Genomic DNA, 24,073 nt, shown 5'->3' with positions numbered 1-24,073 from the left:
GTGGGCGTTGACGGATTCGAACCGCCGACCCTCTGCTTGTAAGGCAGATGCTCTAAACCAACTGAGCTAAACGCCCTTTTATTTCTAAAAGCGATGCAAAGATACGGGAATTTTTATCACTTACAAATTTTGTCTTAGTTTTTTTCAAGATTTCTCAACACTCACCCCTATTTAGAAGTCTGTTAAATAGCTAAAACACCACTACTAAGGCAAAACAAAACGAGTAAGTCGTTTGCCTACTGCGAGTAAGTCGCTAGGGGTAAACCACCTAGTACAAATAAAATTGGAGAGAATGACTTTAAACCGCTAACCAAAATGCTCAGCAGCCTCATCGGTAAGTTTTTTGAGAATTCGAGCTGGATTACCCACCACAACACAATCGTCGGGTACATCACGTGTAACTACACTTCCTGCACCAACAACCACACGATTGCCTATCGTTACGCCTGGACAGATAACAACTCCTCCCCCTATCCAAGAATCATCACCTATAGAGACAGGGTAAGCCACTTCAACTGACTCACGACGGGCTTTAAAATCGAGGGGATGATGGGGAGTATAGATCTGAACATTGGGGCCTACAAGGGTATGATTTCCGATCTTGATTAAACCACCATCAAGAAACGTACAATTCATGTTGATAAATACATCTTCTCCTAAGATGATGCCATCGCCATAATCACAAAAGAAAGGCGGGCTAATCATTGAGCTGTCTGGAATAGTTGGCACAAGATCTTTTAGGGCCTCACGAAAACCTGGACCTCGGCAATAGGTTTTATTGAAAACAGAGACCTTATATTTACCTATTTTAAGGCGCTCTCGAATATCCGAGTCCGAAACATCGGAGTACTCTTGATTGCGCATTTTCTCAAATTCCGTTGACATTGTCTTTCTTATTTTTAAATTTGATCAGAAGTAAACACCCAGTCGTCTCCATCTGAAAGCTCGGGATTATAGCTGAAACCTTCCCAATGAAAGTTCAGTAGCTCTTGAGGAGTTTCAATTTTATTCTTTATGATGTATCGAGTCATTTCACCACGACACATTTTAGCATACACCACAACAGTCTTGAGCTTACCATCTTTCCAAACTTTAAATTCGGGAGTAATGATACGGACTGCTGCTTTGACTTTGTCCCAATGAAACAGTCTTTTCATCTCCTCACTTGCCAAATAACAAAGGGTACCTCCTTGCTTCTGAATATCGTCAATAAAAGCATCGGTCAAAACATCTCGCCAAGAGTTGAATAACGAAACACCACCCCACTCTTCAAACTTAATATCTCCCTCCAAACGGTAGTTTCTAATTCCATCCAACGGACGAAGCAATCCATAACCAAAGGAGCTTAAACGTAGGTGGTCTTGAGCATAATCAAAATCATCGGCAGAGAAACTAGCAGCATCAACCCGCTTAAAAACAATGCCAGTGTAAGCTAAAACAGCAGGTAAACTAGGAGCCTCATCGCCGTGGAATACCTGGTAACGCTCGTGGTTATCTAGCGCTATTTTAGAATTTACACGGAGTAATTTCTCCAAATCGGAGACAGTTCTTTGAGCCATCAGAAATGCAATTTCCGAAGCCTTATCTTTATAATGAGGTTCTGTAACAAAAGGATATTTCACTTTTGTTTGGGCTGTCATTGTTTTGGCACAAGATAATAGGATCAACATGGGCTGTATATTTTATATCTGAATCCAAACAAAGATAAGAGATATAAGTGCATAGCAATAAAAAAGACGGGAATAAATCCCGTCTTAATTTTATCTATATTCTCTAAGATAGTTCTTAGATTTCGTATTCTTGCCAGCTCTTGATTTGAATATCTTTTTCGGTCATTTCGCAGAATGCCTCGATAAAAGCACTTGCTAAACGGTCGTTAGTTATTAGCGGAATATTGTGATCTATCGCTGCACGACGGATCTTATAACCGTTAGTCAACTCTCGTTTGGTTTGATTCTTAGGGATATTGACAATCAGCTCAATTTTATGATCTTGAATTAACTTCATCACGTTCAGTGCATTGTCGGGGTTTTCATCAGGCCAGAATACTGTTGTGGCCTTGATACCGTTATCTTCTAAAAACTTGGCTGTACCAGCAGTTGCATAAATGTTATAACCTTTGGCAAACAGTCTCTTGCTTGCATCAAGTAAATCTACTTTTGAGTGTACTGCACCCGAAGAGAGCATTACGTTTTTCTTCGGAATGGTAAACCCTGTTGATAACATCGCATTAAGTAGTGCTTCAGAAGCTGTACTACCCAGACATCCTACTTCTCCTGTCGAAGTCATATCTACACCCAAGACTGGGTCGGCATTTTGAAGTCGAGAGAAAGAGAACTGCGAAGCTTTAACCCCTACCCAATCCACTTCGAATACCGATTTATCAGGTCTTTCGTATGGAGCATCAAGCATTATGCGAGTAGCAGTGTCGATAAAGTTGCGCTTAAGCACTTTCGATACAAATGGAAAGCTACGTGAAGCTCTCAAGTTACACTCAATTACCTTCACCTCGTTGTTACGAGCAAGGAATTGGATGTTGAATGGGCCTGAAATATTTAGTTCTTTGGCAATCTTTTCACAGATTCTCTTGATTCGACGTGCTGTTCCAACATAGATTTTCTGAGCAGGAAACATCAGTGTAGCATCACCCGAGTGAACTCCTGCAAATTCGACGTGTTCTGAGATAGCGTATTCGATGATTTCACCTTTGTCGGCTACCGCATCAAACTCAATCTCTTTTGCACGCTGAAGGAACTGAGATACTACCACAGGGAACTCTTTGGATACATCCTTAGCCATTTTAAGGAAGTCTTTGAGTTGATCGTCGTCGTGGCACACATTCATAGCTGCACCCGAAAGTACATACGATGGACGAACCAAGACAGGGTAACCCACTTTGTCAACAAAGCTTTGTACCTCCTCTAGGCTAGTAAGCTCTTGCCAAGCAGGTTGATCGATTCCTAAGCGGTCAAGCATAGCAGAGAATTTGTTTCTGTTCTCAGCTTGGTCAATCGAAACAGGAGAAGTTCCAAGTACTGGGATAGACTGTCTGAACAGCTTCATCGCCATATTATTTGGAATCTGACCTCCAACCGATACAATCACACCACGAGGAAGTTCTAGGTCAACTACATCGAGTACGCGCTCAAAAGTAAGCTCGTCGAAGTAGAGACGGTCGCACATGTCGTAGTCTGTTGATACCGTTTCGGGATTATAGTTGATCATGATTGATTTGTAACCAAGTTTTCGAGCAGTTTGAACTGCGTTTACCGAACACCAGTCAAACTCCACCGAGCTACCGATACGGTAGGCTCCAGAGCCCAAGACAATCACAGATTTTTCATTAGGATAGTAGTTCACATCGCTACCTTTTGCACCGTAAGTGATGTATAGGTAGTTTGCTAGGTCAGGATGTTCAGCTGCAACCGTATTGATACGTTTTACAACTGGTACAATGCCCAACTCTTTTCTTACCTTACGAACGTGGAGATTTTCTTTCTCCATGCTTCCAGTAGCGTTTAGCACGATACGCGCAATTTGGAAGTCGGAGAAACCAAGTACTTTGGCCTCTTTTAGAACTTCGGCTGGTACCTCTTCGATCGTATTGTAAACCGCTAACTTATCTTTGAAGTCAACGATGTTCTTTAAGCGATCTAAGAACCAAGGATCAATCTTTGTCAAGTCGTGGATACGCTCAATTGAGTACCCCTCTTCAAGAGCTTGCGCAATGGCAAAGACTCTCAAGTCTGTAGGACAAGAAAGCTCCTTGTCAAGATCGTCGAAATGAATGTTATTATTGGCCACAAAACCGTGCATTCCCTGCCCAATCATACGTAGACCTTTCTGCATAATCTCTTCGAAGGAGTGTCCGATAGACATAATCTCACCTACCGACTTCATGCTCGAACCTATTTCGCGAGACACACCTGCAAACTTAGTTAAGTCCCAACGTGGTATCTTACAAATGTAGTAGTCCAAGCTTGGTGCTACGTAGGCAGAGTTGGTGGTTCCCATCTCACCGATTTGATCTAGGGTGTAGCCAAGTGCAATTTTTGCTGCAACAAGTGCCAAAGGATAACCTGTAGCTTTAGAAGCTAAGGCCGAAGAACGACTCAAACGAGCATTCACCTCAATAACACGGTAGTCTTGAGTTTGTGCATTAAATGCATACTGAATATTACACTCTCCAACAATGTTTAGGTGTCGGATAGTTCGTACAGAAAGTTCTTTAAGCTCGATAAGTTCATCTTCGGATAGTGAACATGTGGGGGCAACCACAATCGACTCACCTGTATGAATTCCTAACGGATCAAAATTTTCCATACTCGCCACTGTGAAACAGTGGTCATTAGCATCACGGATGACTTCAAACTCAATCTCTTTCCAACCTTTTAGCGATTCCTCAACTAAAATTTGCTTTGCAAATGAAAAGGCACTCTCGGCCAAGGAGATAAACGCTTTTTCGTCACTACAGATCCCACTACCGAGACCTCCCAACGAATAAGCCGAACGTACCATTACAGGGTAGCCAATCTTGCGAGCGGCAGCCAATGCTTCGTCCATACTCTCCACAGCCTGACTGATGGGTGTTTTAATGTCGATCTCATTGAGCTTCTTCACAAACAAGTCGCGGTCTTCGGTATTCATAATCGCCTCAACAGAAGTACCAAGCACTTTCACATTATACTTATCGAGCGTACCCGAGGTATAAAGTTCAGTTCCACAATTCAGAGCAGTTTGTCCACCGAAAGCCAATAGGATTCCGTCAGGGCGCTCTTTCTTGATGATCTCTTCTACAAAATGAGGCGTTACTGGCAAAAAGTAAACCTGATCTGCTATCCCTTCAGAAGTCTGAATGGTTGCAATGTTTGGGTTTACTAATACAGACTTAATCCCCTCTTCCTTCAAGGCGATTAAAGCTTGCGAACCGGAGTAATCAAACTCTCCCGCTTGACCAATCTTTAGGGCTCCAGAGCCTAAGACTAGCACTTTTTTAATTTCTTTTACCATCACTCTCTACAATTATAATTTAAATTGTCCATCGGATAAATAGCCAAAAAAAATGCGTTGGTCTTTTTAAGGACGACAACGCATTATATTTTGAAAAGATAAAAAACAAGGAATCGGACTGAAGTATTTAATACTCGTCCCAACTGAATTCCATGCGACTTTTTTCTTTTGAACTATCATATCTCTCTATTATTTAGGCAAATTAAGTACTAATATTTAAACTGAACAAAGATTTTGGAACTTTTTTGCTAAGTTTGTCTGAGAATTATAAATATTGAATTTTTATGGAAACTGTAGTGAGTGGAATACGCCCAACTGGGGATTTACACCTTGGGAACTATTTTGGAGCGGTAAAGAGTTTTTTGCAAATGCAGCACGAATACAACTGCTATTTCTTTATAGCGGATTGGCACTCTTTGACTACACACCCCAAACCCGAAGATATAGTCAAAAATGCACGTGGTGTTTTGGCGACTTACCTAGCTTGTGGTATTGACCCAGAAGTATCTACCATATACATCCAAAGCGATGTTAAGGAGGTATTAGAACTTTATCTATACCTTAATATGAACGCATATTTGGGTGAGCTTGAACGTACAACAACCTTCAAAGATAAGGCACGTCAACAGCCCGAAAACGTCAATGCAGGGCTACTAACCTATCCAACGCTTATGGCTGCTGATATCATGCAACATCGCGCGGTTAAAGTTCCAGTAGGTAAGGATCAAGAACAAAATATGGAGATGGCTCGCAAATTTGCACGCCGATTCAACCATACATACGAAACCGATCTTTTCCCTGAACCAGAATCTTTTTCTTATACCAAACAGGCATTAAAGATTCCTGGACTTGATGGATCTGGAAAAATGGGCAAATCGGAAGGAAACTGCATCTACCTAATCGACGATGAGAAAACCATCCGCAAGAAAGTAATGAAAGCAGTTACTGACGAAGGTCCTCAAATGGAAAATAGCCAGAAACCAGAAGTTATCGAAAACCTATTCACTTTCTTGGATATCGTATCAACTAAAGATACTTACGACTACTTCAACGAAAAATGGAACAACTGTTCCATTCGTTACGGCGATTTGAAGAAGCAAATTGCTGAAGACATCATTGCTTTCAACGCACCAATCAGAGAAAAAATCCTTGATTACAAAGCAAATACTGAGTTGTTAGACAAAGTAGCAAAGCTTGGAGCAGACAAAGCGCGCGAAAGTGCACACAAAACACTTGAAGAAGTAAGAAAGATTATTGGCTTCCACCTATAAGGATACAATCATCGACAAAATACAAATAGGGGGATTTGACTACATTGTCAAATCCCCCTATTCATTATATATAACGTTAGGTTAAACCTAAGTTTAACGTTCGAATAGTTTATTAATATTATCATCTAAGATAGTCGACAAAACTAGCAAGCCATCAGGCGTATAGTTAGGGGCAGCACAAGCAAACAAAGCATCAACAAGACTTCCCATTTCACTATGACTAAGCACCTGTCCATAAACAATAGCAGCCGACTTAGCTAAGGTTAATGCCAATATAGAGTGCACCTCACTCTTAATATCTCCACCTTTATCCATAGCTGTTTCGAGCATCTTATGCACTAGGGCTACAGGATCAAGACCTTCGATACCTTCGGGGATTCCATTGATAGCATAACTACCACCACCAAGATTGGTTAACTCAAAGCCTACAGCACTAAAGTCTTCTTTCAAACTTTCGAGTATAGTTGATTGAGATACTGGCAAGTCAATAATTTCAGGAAACAATACGCCTTGCGATGACCCCTTCTTCTGCTGAATCTGGTTCATGTATTTGTCGTACAATACACAGACATGTGCACGGTGCTGATCAATCAACATTAAGCCAGACTTAACAGAGGTTAGTATATATTTACCCTTGAATTGCAGCAGTGTAGAACCCTTTTCGTAGTTCTGCTCCTCTTCATACAGACTAGCCGAAGCCTTACTCTGAATAGGTTCTCCGAGTTCGAAAGAGCTATCGGTAGTGAAGTCTGCTGTGGGGGCAGATGGGGTATTCATCTTGCTGCCTTTTGATACTCCAGCATAAAGCTCTTCCCAATCAAGTTCTTTGCGCTTATAAACAGGCGCTGAACCTGTTTTAAAAGGGTTAAAGTCGGTGTTGACATGGACTTGAGGAACAGCTACAGGTTCGGTATCGTCGAACGTTGGAATATCAGGCATGCCTTCGGTATCAAAGTCAATTGAAGGAACCTCGTTGAACCTGCCTAAAGTCTCTTTGACTCCAGCGGCGATTATCTGCCAAATAGCCTGCTCATTCTCAAACTTAATCTCTGTCTTAGTAGGGTGAATGTTAACATCAATGGTAGCAGGGTCAATATCGAAATAGACAAAATAAGAGATCTGATCGCCCGAGGGAATTAGCTCTTGATAAGCTTCCATCAAGGCTTTATAGAAGTATGGGTGACGCATGTATCGTCCATTAACAAAGAAGAACTGGTGTGCACCTCTTTTTCTAGACGATTCAGGCTTACCCACAAATCCTGTGATATTGATTAAAGTAGTATCTACCTCTAAAGAAAGTAGCTCTTGATTGAGTTTCTTGCCAAACAAATGTAATATGCGTTGACGTATAGTAGCGGGTGGTAGATTGAATAGTTCGAGATCATTACTGTATAGCGTGAAGGCAACCTCAGGGTTTACTAAGGCTATCTGCTCGAACTCGTTTAATATTTTGTTTAGCTCAGTCGCATCGGTTTTTAAAAACTTACGCCGAGCTGGTACATTATAAAATAAGTTTTTAATGATAAAGTGTGAACCGTTATTTGTAGCAACAGCCTCTTGAGCTTCTAGCTTAGAACCTGCCATACGGATGCAAACTCCAACCTCATCTTCGGCTCTCTTGGTCAATAATTCAACCTGAGCAATGGCTGCAATCGAAGCCAACGCTTCTCCACGGAAACCCATAGTACGCAAAGAGAAAAGATCGGATGCCTGCCTTATTTTAGAAGTAGCATGACGTTCAAAAGCCAAGCGAGCATCCATTTCGGACATACCACAACCATCATCAATTACCTGCATGGAAGTTTTCCCTGCATCATTAATGATAATTTGAATGTTCTTTGCACCTGCATCAATGGCATTCTCTACAAGTTCTTTGATTACGGATGCTGGACGTTGGATTACCTCACCTGCCGCAATTTGATTGGCTACAGAGTCTGGTAATAACTGAATTATATCACTCATTTTGACTTTTACTTTATACTAATTTAGAATAGCGAAAATGACCATTCACCTGTTAATATATAATTCCACAGGAAGATTAAAAAAAGAATCATGACTAAAATCACACCAAAAGAGAACGGCTTCTTAGTCTTACTCTTCCGCTTCTTGAGATGTACGGTGCTTTCTACAAACTTACCTCTAAGATCTTCAGGATTGAATTCCTTTTTATCGGGCAACAATCCTAGATCTCTTTTGGCTTGCTCTTCCATCTTATCAAGCTTCTCCTTTCGCTCATTAACATAGATTGTTTGATGATTAAACCGACGAGGATTCTGCATTTTATTTCCTAAAAAACTCATACTACTTATCTTTAGCGTTTAATACTACGCGGATCAATTTTAGGTTTCTCAAGCTCTGGAGTACTCTTCTTTAACTTATGCTCTGCCTTTTTATCTACCCAATTAAAGATATCCTCTTTAGACTTGGGACGAAGATATTCAAGCCATACAAAATTATCAAGATAGAGTTGATCCGCAGGAATTTGAGTAAACGGATAAAGAACTCCGTTAGACTGTGGGAACATCTTCATCTTCTGCATTTGCATGTTAGCAATATACAAAGTCATAAAGCTAGTTTCAGCACGTATCAAGCCAAGTAAAGTTAAATCTTTCTCCTCGGGGTAAAATCCGACAATGACATTACCCGAAACATCAATCTGATGAATCTGTCCTTTTTGGAAGAATGCCTCAATTTCATTACCTGAAATTTGATTGTAGTGCAAACTATCCTTTTGCTCTACAGCTAAAGCTTGTTTCTCAATATGTGCACGATCTATTGTACTGTCGTTCATAAACAAAGAGATCTTCTCACCTAAGAGCTGCTGAGTCCCATTCCACACCACAGGATCGTTTAGCAAAGTAATGCAAGAATCCTTGGAGTTGTAGATTAGGGTATCACAAACACCTTGCAAGTCATCTCTAAATATACGGACCTTATCATAAACCCGAACCTCTCTAAAAACAGAGTCGGTATTTAAATCATAGGTATTGAGTCTTAGTGTATCTCCATGGATATATAAACTATCGCCTTGCGAGTAGTCAATAGCCACAGCTCGATCGGTAGCAAAAGCATTTTGTAACCTTTCATCATAATAACAGTAATTACCAGTCAGCAAGTTCTTGTTGATGGTATCGGTCATTTCGATATTTTGGAATGCCTCACCAATACCCAATAAACGATCATAATAAAGGCTATCACCAGTAAGTATTTTACCTTCGGTATATATCTGAGATCGATTCAGAAGCTCAGCCTGCTCTTTGGATGTATTATAAAATCCTTTAGTTGAAAGAATCTTATTGGCTGCACTAAGTATCTCTGATGGACCCAGAATAGTTGCTATAGTATTATCTGTATTATAGATCAACGTATCAGAGAAAAGCTCCATCTGATCGTTGGTTAGATGCACTTCTTTCTTAAACTTAGCAACCTTCGTTGACGGGCTATATTCTCCCCAATCCGAAACAAGTAAATTAATCGTATCTTTCAGCGTTCCACCATTGAAGTAATAACCTAAGTCTTGAATACGATCAAAGTTTAAGCTATCGGTAGTTAAGGTGGTACTAATATTCTCCATACGGATATTGTCTCTTAGTCGAGCCAACTCAATCTCTCCATCGTAATGAAGATAATCACCGTAAATAAAAAGGGTATCACCCTGCTCCATCCGTACATTATCAAAGGCTTCAATAGTATTGGATATTCTATTAAATAAAATACTATCGCAGAACAGATTCATACCGTTGTGTACGAAGTGCACATTACCGACGAATATATTTACATTGGGTAGTTTATGCTCTCCCAAACCACGGTCAGCATAAATCAATTCTATCTTAGATTTAGGACGTGAGACCTGCTTGGTTGTGTCTTTTAGTTGAGATGCATCTACAGACAAACTATCCGCTTGAGCTAATGATGGATTTTGAATCATCCATAAACAGCTCACGAGGATAGTCAGTCTAAATAGAATATGTTTTAAGCTTTTGCTATTCATAAATAAAATGAAGTATTACTTTAATCTTTTAACCAGCCTGGATACTTAAACTCACAGTCTTTCCAACCATCGTTGATTCGGATGTAGGTCTCTTTTTGCTTCTTTAATATCCACTCGTGCAAAATTTCCTCTTGTTTCTTAGCTATCACTAACTCACGAAGACTTTGATAATCTTCAGTAATTGTTGCCTTATGCCCTGAAATTCTATCTTTCAATCTAACTATAGCACAAACTTCACGACCCTTATCGTCCATCCAAGTAAAAGCATTGGAGATCTCACCTACATTCATCTTTTCGATAGCCTTAGCAATCTCTGGAGGTAAAAGTTGCATCTCAAACTTAGAGGTATTATCCATAGGGTTTGGCAACAGACCACCATTATTACGGGTCTCTTTATGATCAGACAGATAGATTGCAGCCTCCTCAAATTTAAACTTACCATCTCTTACGTCGTTCGCAATACTATCCAAACGATGTAAAGACAACTCCAGGTCTTCAGAAGAAACCTTAGGCTTAAGCAAAATATGACGTGTATTGATACGGTCGCCACGCTTTTCGATGAGCTGAATAACGTGGAAACCAAATTCTGTTTCTACGATCTTAGATACTTTATTACCGTCTTGCAAGTTAAAGGCAACATTCGCATACTCTGGAGCGAGTGAACTACGACCAGTAAATCCTATCTCACCACCTTTCATTGCACTACCCAAATCTTCTGAATAAAGACGAGCTAATGTACTGAAGCTCATCTCACCCGAATTAGATTGCTCAGCAAAGTCTCTTAAACGACGCTTTACGTCATCAATTTCAGCCAATGATATTTTGGGCTTTTGAGTTATAACCTGCACCTCTACTTTGGTAGGAATATAGGGAATACTATCTTGTGATAGGTTTTGATAAAATCGTCTTACCTCAGCTGGCGTAACTGCGATATCACCTACCAAACTTTCTTGAACCATCTTCACTATTTGGCCTTCACGAATATTATCTCTAAGTTCTTTACGAATTTGAGAAGTGCTCTTATTCATAACCTCTTCCATCTTCTCTTTCGAACCAAAGATTTGAAGGTTTTCAGACATTTGCATATCAACCATACGAATCACCGAAGATTCAGCAACTTCGATACTATCAAGCTTAGCCTGATTCAAAAACAGTTTTTGAATGGCAATTTGCTCAGGTATCACACAATATGGATTTCCCTCAATTGGTACTCCTCGATAAAGGTAGTTAAGTCTTAGTTCTTCAACATCAGACTTCAAAATCACCTCATCTCCAACTACCCAAACCACTTCATCAATCACATTGTTCTGAGCCAGTGAAGTCTTAGGTGCAGCTAGTATACAAAGAAGCAGAATAGCTCGGCTTAAATAAATAGCTAGTTTATTTCTCATTTTATTTTTGTTTTTCATATTTCATCGTGATCATAATTTCACGAAGATAATGTAATAATTAATTGCTTGTTTGATTATTAACGGATTTTAAACTGTTTGGAGAATATTTCCCAGCATTGTATTTGGAAAGCAAATACTCTTCCCACTCTAACTCTTTACTCTTTAGGTAATCTACAAGTACAGTGTCTATTACCTTTCTATCGAGCTGTTTAGGACCTGATAAAATCTCGCCATAAACCTGTGTTTTCGGAAAGCCTTTGCGTTTAAACTTACGCTTCTTGCCCTTTTTGAAAACAAAACTATCGATAGTCGGATTATCTCCCTCTTCAAAGGTACCCATTTCATAAGAAATCTGCTCTTTTTCTTTGTTGAAGATTTTAATAATTTGCGGCCAATCTTTCAGAGGTGAAGTACTCAAAAGGTTGTAAAGCTCCTTTCGGATCTTATTGCTTTTACAAAACACGAGTAAGCCTTGAAATTTGGGTTTACTCCAACGGTAGTCTTCTTTATGTTCATCGAAAAACTGAGCCAATCCGATACTGTCATTCCCAAATTCACGATAAATTTTAATATCATATATAAGCTTGTACAAATCTTCATTAAACAAAGAGCTTAACTTTATCGTAAAGCTTAAATCCTCATTCAGTCGTGACTTCAAGTCTTTGACCAAACAGTATTTTAAAAACTCTTGCTGCAATAACTCGCCACCCTTAGAAGTATTTCCAAGAGCAAATCTCTGATAGTCTTCTTGATTAAAACTATTAAATTCAGAATATACCAAGGATAAGTCGGTATGTCCTTGACGGTCGATTTGCTTAAAAGCATCTTTGTCTGCAAAAATCCCAAACCTCAACATTATTTCTTCGACTGCTGCAATATCTGCCTCTTTGACCACTTCAAGCTGATCGGACTCATCGAGTTTTTGAACAACATGTATGCCCTTAGGAGTTAAAAAAGGTCGTGATATCTCTTGGTGCTTTAGCTGACTAACGACTTGATGAAACTCTACAGTTTCTTCAAGCTCATTAATCCAGTGCGTTTTTTTATCAGCAGAAAACTTCTTGATTATCTCTTTGAAGTAAGGTTCAGAAGGATGAGATAAATAACTTTCAAAAAGTGAGTCTGCAAATTGCGTTAAACAAGTTTCCTCCAGAGGGGAAATACGTTGCCCCACGGGTATAAAAAGTTGACGAACAAGATAAGACTTCGAATCAAGAACAGAAATTGTAGAAGTAAATAATGAGGAAATATCTTTGATTTTGCGCAATGCATCTAAGTAAGCTTGCTCCTTATGGCGACCATGCGCCAACTGAAACTCTAAAGTCTTATCTAAACCTAGCTCATAAGCTTCGGCAAGCTTTAATTTATAAAAAAGAGAATCAGCGGTTGCACCCAAAAGTTTACTGGGCAGTACTACAAATACAAGTAGCATAAGGAGCGAGATATATTTCATATAAAGCATTGTCTGTAAATCACAAATATACTTCTTTTATAGGGATATAATAAGACAAGGATGGAGAAAACTCCATCCTTGTCTTATTATAATATGTCTAATTAAATTAATTATGATTATGGTCTACTGTAGTTAGGAGCCTCACTTGTAATAGCAACATTATGTGGATGGCTCTCCAAAACTCCCGCATTGGTAATGCGTGTAAACTTAGCATTATGTAATGCCTTGATATCCTTAGAGCCACAATAACCCATACCTGCACGAAGACCACCTACCAACTGATAGATAACCTCGTAAAGAGATCCCTTGTAAGGTACTCGAGCGGCAATACCCTCAGGTACAAGCTTCTTAACATCGTCTTCGGCTGCTTGGAAATAACGGTCTTTAGAACCTTTCTCCATAGCTTCTAGCGAACCCATACCACGATATGATTTGAATTTACGACCATTGAATAGGATTGTATCACCAGGGCTTTCTTCTGTTCCTGCTACTAATGAACCAACCATTACAGCATAACCGCCGGCAGCCAAAGCTTTGACAACATCACCCGAATAGCGAAGACCACCATCAGCGATCAATGGAACACCTGTTCCTTGAAGAGCTTTAGCCACATCGTAAATAGCAGATAATTGAGGAACACCTACCCCTGCAACAACACGAGTAGTACAGATTGAACCTGGACCAATTCCAACTTTAACAGCATCGGCACCAGCCGTGGCCAAAGCTAGAGCAGCTTCACCAGTAGCAATATTACCCACCACAATATCAACCTTAGGGAAACGTTGTTTGGCTTGCTTAAGTACTTCAATAACACCTTTAGAGTGCCCATGAGCCGTATCAATAACCAAGGCATCAACATCAGCATCAACAAGAGCTTGCATACGCTCAAATGTATCGGCTGTAACACCCACACCAGCAGCAACTCTCAAACGCCCTTTCTCATCTTTACAAGCCATTGGCTTATCTTTAGCTTTGGTGATGTCTTTATAAGTTAGCAAGCCAATAATGCGGTTGTCTTTATCTACAACAGGTAGCTTTTCTATTTTATGAATTTGTAGGATTTCTGCTGCAGCTTCTAGGTCGGTCGATTGATCGGTAGTAACTAGACCCTCTTTGGTCATTACTTCGTCAATCTTCTTTGCCATATCTTGCTCAAAGCGTAAGTCACGATTGGTAACAATCCCTACTAACTTTTTATTAGCATCAACAACTGGAATTCCTCCAATATGATATTCACGCATCAAATCCAGTGCATTTTGTACAGTAGAGCCTTCACGAATAGTTACAGGATCATAAATCATTCCGTTTTCGGCACGCTTTACGATAGCAACTTGCTTAGCTTGTGCAGCAATAGACATATTCTTGTGAATAACTCCAATTCCTCCTTCACGAGCTATAGCTATAGCCATTTGAGATTCAGTAACTGTATCCATTGCGGCAGTTATGAACGGAATATTAAGTTTTATGTTTTTTGAAAACTGAGTTGAAAGATCAACTGACTTAGGAAGTACTTCAGAATAGGCTGGAATTAATAATACGTCGTCGTAAGTTAATCCATCCATGACAATTTTGTCTGCAATAAATGACATAGGGCTATGCTTTTATAAAATTATTGCATGCAAATATACATATTTCCAAGGAGTATTAAAGCATTATGCATTAAATATTTTTTCAACCCAAAAAAGAGAGCATAAAAACTATGCTCTCTAACTTTAATTTTATGTTTGGTTGTGACTAGTTTGCCAACTCCGAAATAAACTTAATTCTCACTAAGCGAATTTCTTCTTCAGTAAAGTCCTCACCTAACTCTTCCATTGCTACTTCAACATTATCTGTTGTTGAGTCGTCCTTAAAATAATCATAGATGTCCCACAAGTGGTCTTCATCCATAATTTCATCTAAGAAATAATCAATATTAAGCTTCGTACCTGAGTAAACTATAGCTTCAATCTCTTCTAAAAGATCACTAAAATCAATACCCTTTGAGATTGCAACATCATCAAGAGCAACCTTACGATCGACCGCCTGAATGATGGCAACTTTTAGTTTTGACTTATTCGCAACAGTGCGAACTCTCAAATCCTCGGGGCGTTCAATCTCGTTTTCTATACAGTGTGTCTTAATTAACTCACAAAACTCTTTCCCGTATTTTTTTGCTTTACCAGCACCAACACCAGGTATGTTTTGAAGTTCTTCTAAGTTCACAGGGTAGATTGTAGCCATAGCTTCAAGAGATGCCTCTTGAAAAATCACATAAGGTGGTACTTCGAGTGTTTTGGCCATCTTCTTACGAAGCGACTTTAACATCGAGTAAAGCGCAGGGTCAACAGCAAAAGATGCACCTCCTGATGACTCAATATCCTCTTCAACCTCTTCAAAATCGACATCTTCGACTATCTTGAAAGACTCTGGTTTTTTAAGATACTTAAGTCCTTTGGGGGTTACTTTTAGCGTTCCGTATTTTTCAACGTCTTTATCTAAATATCCTGCAATTAATGCTTGACGGATTACGGAGTTCCACATTTTTTCGCTGTCTCCTTTTCCGGTACCAAAAAACTCTAAATCTTCATGCTTGTGTGCAAGCACTTCTGAAGTTTCATTACCTTGTAATACATCGATTACGTAATCAGTTTTAAAATTTTCTTTAATCGCAATAATAGTTTCAATTGCGGAACATAATAATTCTTGAGCCTCCACTTGTATTTTTGGGTTTAAACAGTTGTCACAATTTTCACAATTCTCTTCATTATAATCTTCACCAAAATAGTGAAGTAGAGATTTGCGGCGGCAAACAGACGATTCGGCAAAAGCAGCAGTCTCTAACAACAGTTGCTTACCTATTTCCTGTTCAGCCACAGGTTTACCTTGCATGAATTTCTCCAATTTCTGCAAGTCTTTATTTGAATAAAAAGTGATGCATTTACCTTCTCCACCATCACGTCCTGCTCGACCAGTCTCTTGATAATATCCCTCTAAACTCTTAGGCATATCATAGTGAATAACAAAGCGAACATCAGGTTTGTCAATACCCATACCAAAAGCTATAGTTGCGACAATTATATCAACGCGTTCCATCAAAAAATCATCTTGATTGGTACTTCGTGCTGTTGCATCCATACCCGCGTGGTAACCTCTCGCATTAAGCCCATTGGCTAGGAGTATCTCGGTCAATTCCTCAACTTTCTTTCGACTAAGACAGTAGATGATTCCCGACTTATTGGGATTGTTCTTAATGAACATAATTACATCTTTATCTACATCTTTGCGCTTTGACCTTACCTCATAATAGAGATTGGGTCTATTAAAAGAAGATTTAAAAACCTTCGCGTCTAATACATTTAAGTTTTTTTGAATATCATGTTGAACCTTGGGCGTAGCTGTTGCGGTCAGAGCAATCAACGGTGCTGTACCTATCTCTTCAATCAACGGACGAATGCGTCGGTATTCAGGGCGGAAATCGTGTCCCCACTCAGAAATACAGTGCGCCTCATCAATGGCATAAAAAGAGATCTCTACGGATTTTAGAAATTCAACATTTTCTTCTTTTGTTAAAGATTCTGGAGCAACATAGAGTAATTTTGTTACTCCTGCCAAAATATCACGTTTTACTTGTTCTATCTCAGCCTTATTAAGAGATGAATTTATGAAGTGTGCAATGCCATTATTTTCACTGATACTCCTTATTGCATCAACTTGATTTTTCATCAAGGCGATTAAGGGAGATACCACAATAGCAGTTCCATTCATTAGTAAAGATGGTAGTTGATAACATAGAGACTTTCCTCCTCCTGTGGGCATCAGCACAAAAGTATCGTTACCCTCGAGAAGGTTCTCAATAATAGCTTCTTGGTTTCCCTTAAAACTACTAAATCCAAAATACTTTTTTAATTCAGCTCTTAAATTTATCTTATCAGACATCTTGCTATATTGATTATTAATTAGTTTCGATTGCAAGGGAGCTCCCATGCTTATGCAAGGGAACTCAAACAAAGTTATAAACTACTTACTAATAACAAGTATAATAATAGTTATAATTTGCAATCAAAATAAGACAAATTACCTAATATAGCTCACTTTCGTGCATGATTTTATTCAAGAGCCGCAAGATTCGACTTTTCAATCTGCTTGCGGGCATAGTCAAGTGTCACTACAAATACATCTAAGTTCAAAGACGGAGCTTCAAACATCACGTCCATCATGATAGTCTCAACGATAGAGCGCAAGCCCCTTGCACCTAATTTGAACTCAATGGCCTTATCAACTACATAGTCAAGAACATCTTCTTCAAATTCTAAATCAACCTTATCCATACTAAGCAATTTCTTATACTGCTTAATTACTGAGTTTTTGGGTTCAGTTAGAATTTGGCGTAATGCTTGACGATCCAAAGGATTCAGATAAGTCAAAACAGGTAGACGGCCAATAATTTCGGGTATCAAACCAAACGATTTTAAATCTTGAGGTGTGATGTATTGAATAAAGTTGTTTTTATCAACCTTAGCTACTTCTTGAGAAGCTTTATAACCCACAACATGGGTGTTAAGACGCTGGGCAATTCTTCTTTCAATACCGTCAAAAGCTCCTCCACAGATAAACAGAATATTCTTCGTGTTTACTGCTATCATTTTTTGATCGGGGTGCTTGCGGCCTCCCTGTGGCGGCACATTGATTATTGAACCTTCGAGAAGCTTCAATAGTCCTTGCTGAACACCCTCTCCACTAACATCTCTGGTTATAGAGGGGTTATCACCCTTACGAGCAATTTTATCGATTTCATCAATAAAGACAATTCCGATTTCAGCTTTTTCAACATCGTAGTCAGCCACTTGCAAAAGACGAGTAAGAATGCTTTCAATGTCCTCACCCACATACCCTGCTTCGGTAAGAACCGTAGCATCTACAATAGTAAAAGGTACGTCAAGCTGCTTAGCAATGGTACGTGCCAATAACGTTTTTCCTGTTCCTGTGCTACCGACCATGATGATGTTGGATTTTTCAATTTCAACATCATCTTCGCTATCCTCTTGAAGTAATCTTTTATAGTGATTATAAACAGCTACTGATAAGTAACGTTTAGCATCATCTTGTCCTATGACATACTGATCTAAGAAAGCTTTAACAGCCTCTGGCTTTGGGAGATCACTCAAGTTCAACTTAAGTTTCCCAGAGTCTGAAGACTTCAAATTGAGCGCCTCTTGGCTAATTTCATTGGCCTGAGCAGAACAGTCGTTGCAAATCAATGCATTAAGACCTGAAATTAAAATACCGACCTCTTCTTCTGGTCGACCACAGAAACTACATTGTCTACTCGAGTTTTTGTTTTTTGCCATAATTATTTTTTAATCAAGACCTCATCAACCATACCGTATGCTTTTGCTTCTTCAGCACGCATCCAATAGTCACGATCAGAGTCTTCATATACTTTTTCAAATGGGGTTTTTGAGTGATCAGCAATAATGGTATAAAGCTCTTTCTTTAGTTTAGAAATCTCACGAGCAGTAATTTCGATATCCGAAGCTTGACCTTGGATACCACCCATAGGTTGGTGAATCATAACACGAGAATGTTTCAAAGCAAATCTTTTTTTCTCAGCACCTGCTACAAGAAGCACTGCTGCCATAGAGGCTGCCATACCTGTACAAATGGTCGAAACATCACTAGTGATAAACTGCATAGTATCGTAGATACCTAAACCTGCATATACAGAGCCACCTGGTGAGTTGATATAGATAGAGATATCTTTACCTGAATCAACAGAGTCAAGATACAATAACTGCGCTTGAAGTGTGTTAGCTGTATAATCATCAATCTGAGTTCCCAGAAATATAATTCGATCCATCATTAAACGTGAAAATACATCTAGCTGAGTTACATTAAGCTGTCTCTCTTCTAAAATGTATGGATTCAAATAGCCTGCTTGCGCTTTAATTACTTGATCTAAAGCCAAACCATTCATTCCTAAATGCTTTGTTGCATATTTTTTAAAATCATCCATAATCTTTTCTTTATTAAATTTGTAGTACAAAGAAACGAAAAAGAATAGATACAAAAAAAACACAAAGTTATTTATTGCTAAATAACTTTGTGTTTTATCTTATAGCTTATAATATTCTTATTTTTCGAAAAGCTTGTTGAACTCATCAATCGAAACTGACTTATTATTCAATGTCACTTTATCTTTAATTGCATCAGCAAGTTTTGTCTCAACAACACGATTAACAAGACCTTCAACAGTTTGACGATTTTTCATCATCTCGCCAATGTAGTTTTCTAGCAAATCATCTGGTACTTGAGTCATACCGTATTGAGCAAATTGAGCTCTGGTTGCAGCAGCAGCCATTTCCTTAACATCTTGTTCTTCAACTTTAACGTCGTTTTCTTTAACAAGTTTTTCTTTGATAAGGTGCCATTTAAGCTCTTCAATGCTTTTATCGAAGTTTTCTTCAACAAAAGATTCGTCTTTTTCTTCGTTATTAAGAAGCATAACACGTTTGAGAATAGCCTCAGGGAACTGTACATCACCTTCGTTTGCCATCAATACATCTTTAAGATCTAATAGGAAACGATAGTTACTATCTAGTGTAAATTGCTTTTCAATGTCAGATTTGATTCTAGCTCTAAACTCTTCTTCTGATTTGATTTCACCTTCGCCAAAAACTTGATCAAACAAATCTTGGTTAATAGGACCAGCTACAAAGCGAGTGATCTCAGAAATTTGAAATTTAAAGTCTGAGTCTAATGTTTCAACTTCATCTTTTTCTATCTTAAGTAGAGAAGAGATTTCTGCTGCATTTTTTTCGTAAGCTTTACCTGGGTTGAAGATGATATTATCTTTAACCTTAGCACCGTTGAATAATGCTTTTTGCTCTTCATCTTTCATGTAAGCAGGCATCAAGACAACTTCATCAGCTTTGATACCAGTACGTTTGATATTACCTTTTTCGGTAACCTCAGCGATATCACCCTTCAGCATATCTTTGTCTTGGTACTCTTCTACTGACTCGTAAGCACCAGTACGTTGCGTATGAGCAGCGATTTGGCTATCAATCATCTCATCAGAAACATTGATTACGTTGTAGTCAACCTTAACGTCTTTATTGATCTGAGCTTTAACCTCAGGTGCTAAAGCTAGATCGAATATAAACTCAAAGTCCTCCATTGTTTCAAAATCAATTGGAGTTTGTTTTTCTTCGTTAGGCAATGGCTCACCAAGAACGTTTAAGTTATTTTCTTTAATGTATCCGTATATCTGTTCTGATAGCAACTTATTAACTTCTTCAGCAATTGCAGATTTACCATACATCTTTTTCACTAAGCTAGCAGGAACCATTCCTTTACGGAATCCTGGAACTTGAGCTTGCTTACGAAATTTCTTCAACGAGTTATCAACACTTTCTTGATAATCTGCTTTCTCAATCTTTACAGTAAGCATCGCGCTTACTTTGTCAATGTTTTGTAATGAAACGTTCATCCTGACAATTATTTATTTGATTTATACTTTATTCCACTCTAGTAAATAGGGTGCAAAACTACTTCTAATCTTTCAGAATTCAAAAAATCAATCTATTTTATTTGAACGGGGAAGGTTAGAATAGTCTAGCAGTCAAATATAATCAAATTCTTAGAAGTAGATTGTAATTCTATTCATAAACTATAAAGACTCCACATAAAATAAAAGAGTAATAGTGCTGAATATTAAATATTAATGCGTTACTTTGTTAGGTTAGATAGATGATAACAATCATCGATTTGTTTTTAACGAGGTTTTTACTTCTTGTAATTTCACTTTTACCCGTAAAGCTCTCTGTTTTTAGTTAATCTATATGTTTGCCCATCTATCAAGAGAGTTTTTATTTCAATTTTTTTATTATGAATATTTATATCGGAAACCTTAACTACCAAGTTGAGGAAGCAAATGTACAACAAATGTTGGAAGACTTCGGTCCTGTTGTCTCAGTGAAATTAATTTTAGATCGTGACACAGGTCGTTCTAGAGGTTTTGCATTCGTAGAAATGGAAAACGCAGAAGATGCTAACCGCGCAATCAAAGAGCTTAACGGAGCTGATTACGAAGGTAGAGCTTTAGTTTTAAGAGAAGCTAGACCTAGAGATTAAGCTTTTTAGATAAAGTTTAAGAGAGGGATATAAACCAATTGTTTATATCCCTCTCTTTTTTGTCTCGTCTCAAGCCAAGCACTGAACTAACCATGTAAACCTTTAATTCGCAATAGGCAGAGCCTGTAGACAAACGAGTAAGTCACTTGCCTCAAGTTAGTAAGGACGAGTAAGTAAACCAGTAATTCGTTTATTAGAGGTTAACTAGAAGGCAAAAAAATAGGATGCTTAGTTTTAAGCATCCTATTTTTATATAAACTCAAATTGAGTTATTATTTCACTCTAAATAATTCGATCTCTTCAATCTTAAGATTGGTCATCTCATAGTTCTTCGCAGCATCTATAGATCCTAGAACAGCAGCCTTCTCAAACTGATTAGCAGCCAACTCATAGTTTTCAATCAACATATAGTAAACTCCGAGGTTATTATAGAATAAACCATCACGACTTTCCTTAGGAATACGGTCTAAGTAACGCTTAGCCGCATCTGTATCTTTGCGAGACAACGCTGAAGTAGAAGCATTTAAGTTTGCAACAACATCTTGTGGGAACAAGCGAACAGCAATTTCAAATAGCTCACCATACTCAGGACTATCTGTTTCGTAGATTTCAGTAACAGCATAAATTTCCTCTAAAGATAGTTTCTGCGGATTAGACCACACTAACTCTTTCGCTTCTTCAAGAGTAAACTTACGGATGATATAGTTAATCTCATACTTTGTATTACGTAGTGTTGGGAAGAAATCTGCCGCCAAAATACGGAAAGCACGACCACCATCCATTGTTCTCATTTTACGCTCACGCTCATCCAAATCAGGTGTACTGTTGATCATATTCAACAATTCATCTTTATATGCAAAAGTAGTAGAAGCGTTCAACAACTTGATAAGTCCATCCCAGTTTTCTGCAACATGATCAGCCATAAAGTTACGAGCTGAAATTTTAGGGAAGTTTGCAACTAGATAGTTCTTCAAAGCATCTGTTCTCAAACGAGCAAGACGATCATTAATTGCATAAGAACCCTCTGGAGAAGAGTGACCTGTAAGTTTTACAGACTCAATGCTAATATCTTCATCAGCAGCTACAGCTGCAATAGATGCTTTAATCTTATTAAGCTCTGCATGGTTATTTCTAAATTGAGGCATAATCACATACTTATTGACAGGGAAGTCAAGGAATGCTTCTGCAACAACAGATCTACTTTTTTGAATTTCACCAACAGGCTCAAGGAAAGTCATCACAGGTCTAAGAACAACCAATGGTATAGTAAATTTCTCTAATGGCATTTCATTACTAGTCAGTAAAGTTGCAGCACAGCCACAATCATCAGAAACCAATACAAAATCTGCACCATCAAACCATGGTTCAAAAGGGAAGTCAAAACTATAATCAACTAGTTGAGCACCTTTTTTGTCTTTCTTAAGTAATAAGTTTAAGTCTTCATTGATAAAGTACTTCTCATTACGCGCTCTATAAATCAGATTTTTTCTGCCTGATAGAACGACTGCAGGAAAGTTTTTAACTTGATCACCTTTAACTAAACGTGGTGTAAAACGTACTTCACGATTCGATTTCACCTGTACCTTAGTCAAGTCAAGAGTCATTGTTGCAGTCAACTGTGACTTTTCACGACTAATGGCAACACCTGAAACTTCAGCCATATTATCTAATACTATTTGGGCATCGGCATAAGTACCAAAACCAAATATAAGAAGTGCTGTATATAATATTTTTTTCATCATGTTAATTTTCAGATTTTAAAATACATAAACTAAAGACAAAGCAGCTTTGGTAGGTCCAACATAGTTGTGAAAACCTTTTCCGTTTTTGTCACCACATTTAGCGCAATCGTAACGATCATATCTAGTATAAGCATAACCAATACCAATTTCAGCTTCAAAGTTCCAGTGTTTTCCTAGAATCCACGAGTAACCATAACTGATACCTGCACCAGCAAACCAACCTTCGTAGCGATTGTCTTTTAATCCCGAAAAGTCATTTCCTAGAAACTTCAATGAAGTGTCTATATTACCAGCATTATACTGTCCTCCAAGAAAGTGGAAACCAAAAAAGTGACCGTTAAATTTCTCACAAAGCCAATATCTAGCTTCTGGTTGAACCATCCAATGTTTCCACTTTTGATTATTATCAAAAGTCCATGGATTATAGTTTGCAGAAACATCTAATGTCCACTTTGGAGATAAGCCAAATTCCATCCCTAAATTAAATGTTGTTGTAGCATCGTACAACAAGTTAGTCTTCAAGGCAACTTTCTGTGCATGAGTCGCAAATGTCGAAGACAGAACTAATATTAGTCCTAATAATAACTTATGCATTTTTTGCATCATAATTCATATTAATATATTTAACAATTTATTTACCTTTTAGTAATCAACTCATTACTATCAAAACAAGGATAATTGAAGTAAAACAACCTACTTAAAACAACTCTTTGGAGCTTTAACATATAAGATATTGGCATAAAGATATTAATAATTTGACATCAAGCCTTATTAAATCTAAATATAATGAAAATTCTAGCCTAAAATATCATTATATATTCAATTTAGTAACACGTAATCAACTTATTAAGGCCTTTAAAATCAAATAACACAGATGTTTTTTATGTAATATCGAGGTTGTTTCAGAATCATTACACAAAGAGAAGAATACCCACAACAAAAAAACAGGTTGCAAGACTTAACTCACAACCTGTTTACAGTTTTATAATAGATCTTAGTAGAATCAGACACCCTCTCATAAAGTGTGTAAGTTAAAATGATGGGCTTGGGTAACAACTTTACCTGAGCCGTTGTTTTATAATAAAAAACTTAGACATGTA

General features: G+C 38.2%; 17 protein-coding genes and 1 tRNA gene. 2 read left to right on the top strand and 16 right to left on the bottom strand.

Going from position 1 to position 24,073, the window contains the following annotated elements:
* Position 1 precedes the first annotated feature (1 nt).
* From B091_RS0110170 to carB, 4 genes are all read right to left on the bottom strand, one after another.
* Positions 2-76, bottom strand: a tRNA-Val gene (locus tag B091_RS0110170).
* A gap of 230 nt (positions 77-306) precedes the next feature.
* Entirely contained in the window at positions 307-885 is a 579-nt protein-coding gene (locus tag B091_RS0110165) for a sugar O-acetyltransferase (protein WP_018109891.1), read from the bottom strand.
* A gap of 14 nt (positions 886-899) precedes the next feature.
* A complete protein-coding gene (locus tag B091_RS0110160) occupies positions 900-1,670 on the bottom strand; it encodes a YaaA family protein (protein ID WP_018109890.1) in 771 nt (256 codons plus the stop codon).
* Positions 1,671-1,785: 115 nt separating this feature from the next.
* Positions 1,786-5,010 carry a carbamoyl-phosphate synthase (glutamine-hydrolyzing) large subunit gene (gene carB / locus B091_RS0110155; protein WP_018109889.1) on the bottom strand — a complete coding sequence of 1,075 codons (3,225 nt, stop codon included), beginning with the start codon at positions 5,008-5,010 and terminating at the stop codon, positions 1,786-1,788.
* A 284-nt stretch (positions 5,011-5,294) separates the two neighbouring features.
* On the opposite strand from carB, the gene trpS reads away from it, so the two are divergent.
* Positions 5,295-6,281 carry a tryptophan--tRNA ligase gene (gene trpS, locus B091_RS0110150; protein WP_018109888.1) on the top strand — a complete coding sequence of 329 codons (987 nt, stop codon included), beginning with the start codon at positions 5,295-5,297 and terminating at the stop codon, positions 6,279-6,281.
* Between the two features lie 93 nt (positions 6,282-6,374).
* Here the strand turns inward: trpS and mutL are convergent, their stop codons facing one another.
* The 10 genes from mutL to tig form a co-directional block, all read right to left on the bottom strand.
* Positions 6,375-8,243 (bottom strand): DNA mismatch repair endonuclease MutL, encoded by a 1,869-nt coding sequence (gene mutL / locus B091_RS0110145; RefSeq protein WP_018109887.1) that lies wholly within the window; start codon positions 8,241-8,243, stop codon positions 6,375-6,377.
* Positions 8,244-8,266: 23 nt separating this feature from the next.
* The gene (locus tag B091_RS0110140) at positions 8,267-8,581 is read right to left on the bottom strand and encodes a hypothetical protein (RefSeq protein WP_018109886.1); all 315 of its coding nucleotides are present in this window, start codon (positions 8,579-8,581) and stop codon (positions 8,267-8,269) included.
* A gap of 11 nt (positions 8,582-8,592) precedes the next feature.
* Positions 8,593-10,209: an OstA-like protein gene (locus B091_RS0110135; protein ID WP_018109885.1), complete on the bottom strand. Its 1,617-nt coding sequence runs from the start codon at positions 10,207-10,209 to the stop codon at positions 8,593-8,595.
* 83 nt (positions 10,210-10,292) lie between these two features.
* The gene (locus B091_RS0110130) at positions 10,293-11,663 is read right to left on the bottom strand and encodes a peptidylprolyl isomerase (RefSeq protein ID WP_025069588.1); all 1,371 of its coding nucleotides are present in this window, start codon (positions 11,661-11,663) and stop codon (positions 10,293-10,295) included.
* Between the two features lie 58 nt (positions 11,664-11,721).
* Positions 11,722-13,095 (bottom strand): peptidylprolyl isomerase, encoded by a 1,374-nt coding sequence (locus tag B091_RS0110125; RefSeq protein WP_155888319.1) that lies wholly within the window; start codon positions 13,093-13,095, stop codon positions 11,722-11,724.
* A gap of 137 nt (positions 13,096-13,232) precedes the next feature.
* Positions 13,233-14,705, bottom strand: a complete 1,473-nt coding sequence (guaB, locus tag B091_RS0110120; RefSeq protein WP_018109882.1) for an IMP dehydrogenase — start codon at positions 14,703-14,705, stop codon at positions 13,233-13,235.
* Between the two features lie 145 nt (positions 14,706-14,850).
* Positions 14,851-17,034: a DNA helicase RecQ gene (gene recQ, locus B091_RS0110115; protein ID WP_025069589.1), complete on the bottom strand. Its 2,184-nt coding sequence runs from the start codon at positions 17,032-17,034 to the stop codon at positions 14,851-14,853.
* A gap of 170 nt (positions 17,035-17,204) precedes the next feature.
* Entirely contained in the window at positions 17,205-18,446 is a 1,242-nt protein-coding gene (gene clpX, locus B091_RS0110110; RefSeq protein WP_018109880.1) for an ATP-dependent Clp protease ATP-binding subunit ClpX, read from the bottom strand.
* Between the two features lie 2 nt (positions 18,447-18,448).
* On the bottom strand, positions 18,449-19,111 hold the full coding sequence (clpP, locus tag B091_RS0110105; RefSeq protein ID WP_018109879.1) for an ATP-dependent Clp endopeptidase proteolytic subunit ClpP: 663 nt from the start codon (positions 19,109-19,111) through the stop codon (positions 18,449-18,451).
* 117 nt (positions 19,112-19,228) lie between these two features.
* Positions 19,229-20,587: a trigger factor gene (gene tig / locus B091_RS0110100; RefSeq protein WP_025069590.1), complete on the bottom strand. Its 1,359-nt coding sequence runs from the start codon at positions 20,585-20,587 to the stop codon at positions 19,229-19,231.
* 398 nt (positions 20,588-20,985) lie between these two features.
* Here tig and B091_RS0110095 point away from each other — a divergent pair, with 398 nt between their 5' ends.
* On the top strand, positions 20,986-21,231 hold the full coding sequence (locus tag B091_RS0110095; RefSeq protein ID WP_018109877.1) for an RNA recognition motif domain-containing protein: 246 nt from the start codon (positions 20,986-20,988) through the stop codon (positions 21,229-21,231).
* A gap of 272 nt (positions 21,232-21,503) precedes the next feature.
* On the opposite strand, the gene B091_RS0110090 is transcribed toward B091_RS0110095, so the two are convergent.
* Positions 21,504-22,973, bottom strand: a complete 1,470-nt coding sequence (locus B091_RS0110090; RefSeq protein ID WP_018109876.1) for a DUF3868 domain-containing protein — start codon at positions 22,971-22,973, stop codon at positions 21,504-21,506.
* A 15-nt stretch (positions 22,974-22,988) separates the two neighbouring features.
* Entirely contained in the window at positions 22,989-23,567 is a 579-nt protein-coding gene (locus B091_RS0110085; protein ID WP_238319463.1) for a DUF3575 domain-containing protein, read from the bottom strand.
* Positions 23,568-24,073 lie beyond the last annotated feature (506 nt).

It is taken from the genome of Bacteroides propionicifaciens DSM 19291 = JCM 14649 (genome assembly GCF_000375405.1).
Taxonomy (GTDB): Bacteria; Bacteroidota; Bacteroidia; order Bacteroidales; family Bacteroidaceae; genus Bacteroides_E; species Bacteroides_E propionicifaciens.
Note: the sequence above shows the minus strand (reverse complement) of the source record. Positions and strands in the feature narration are given on the sequence as shown.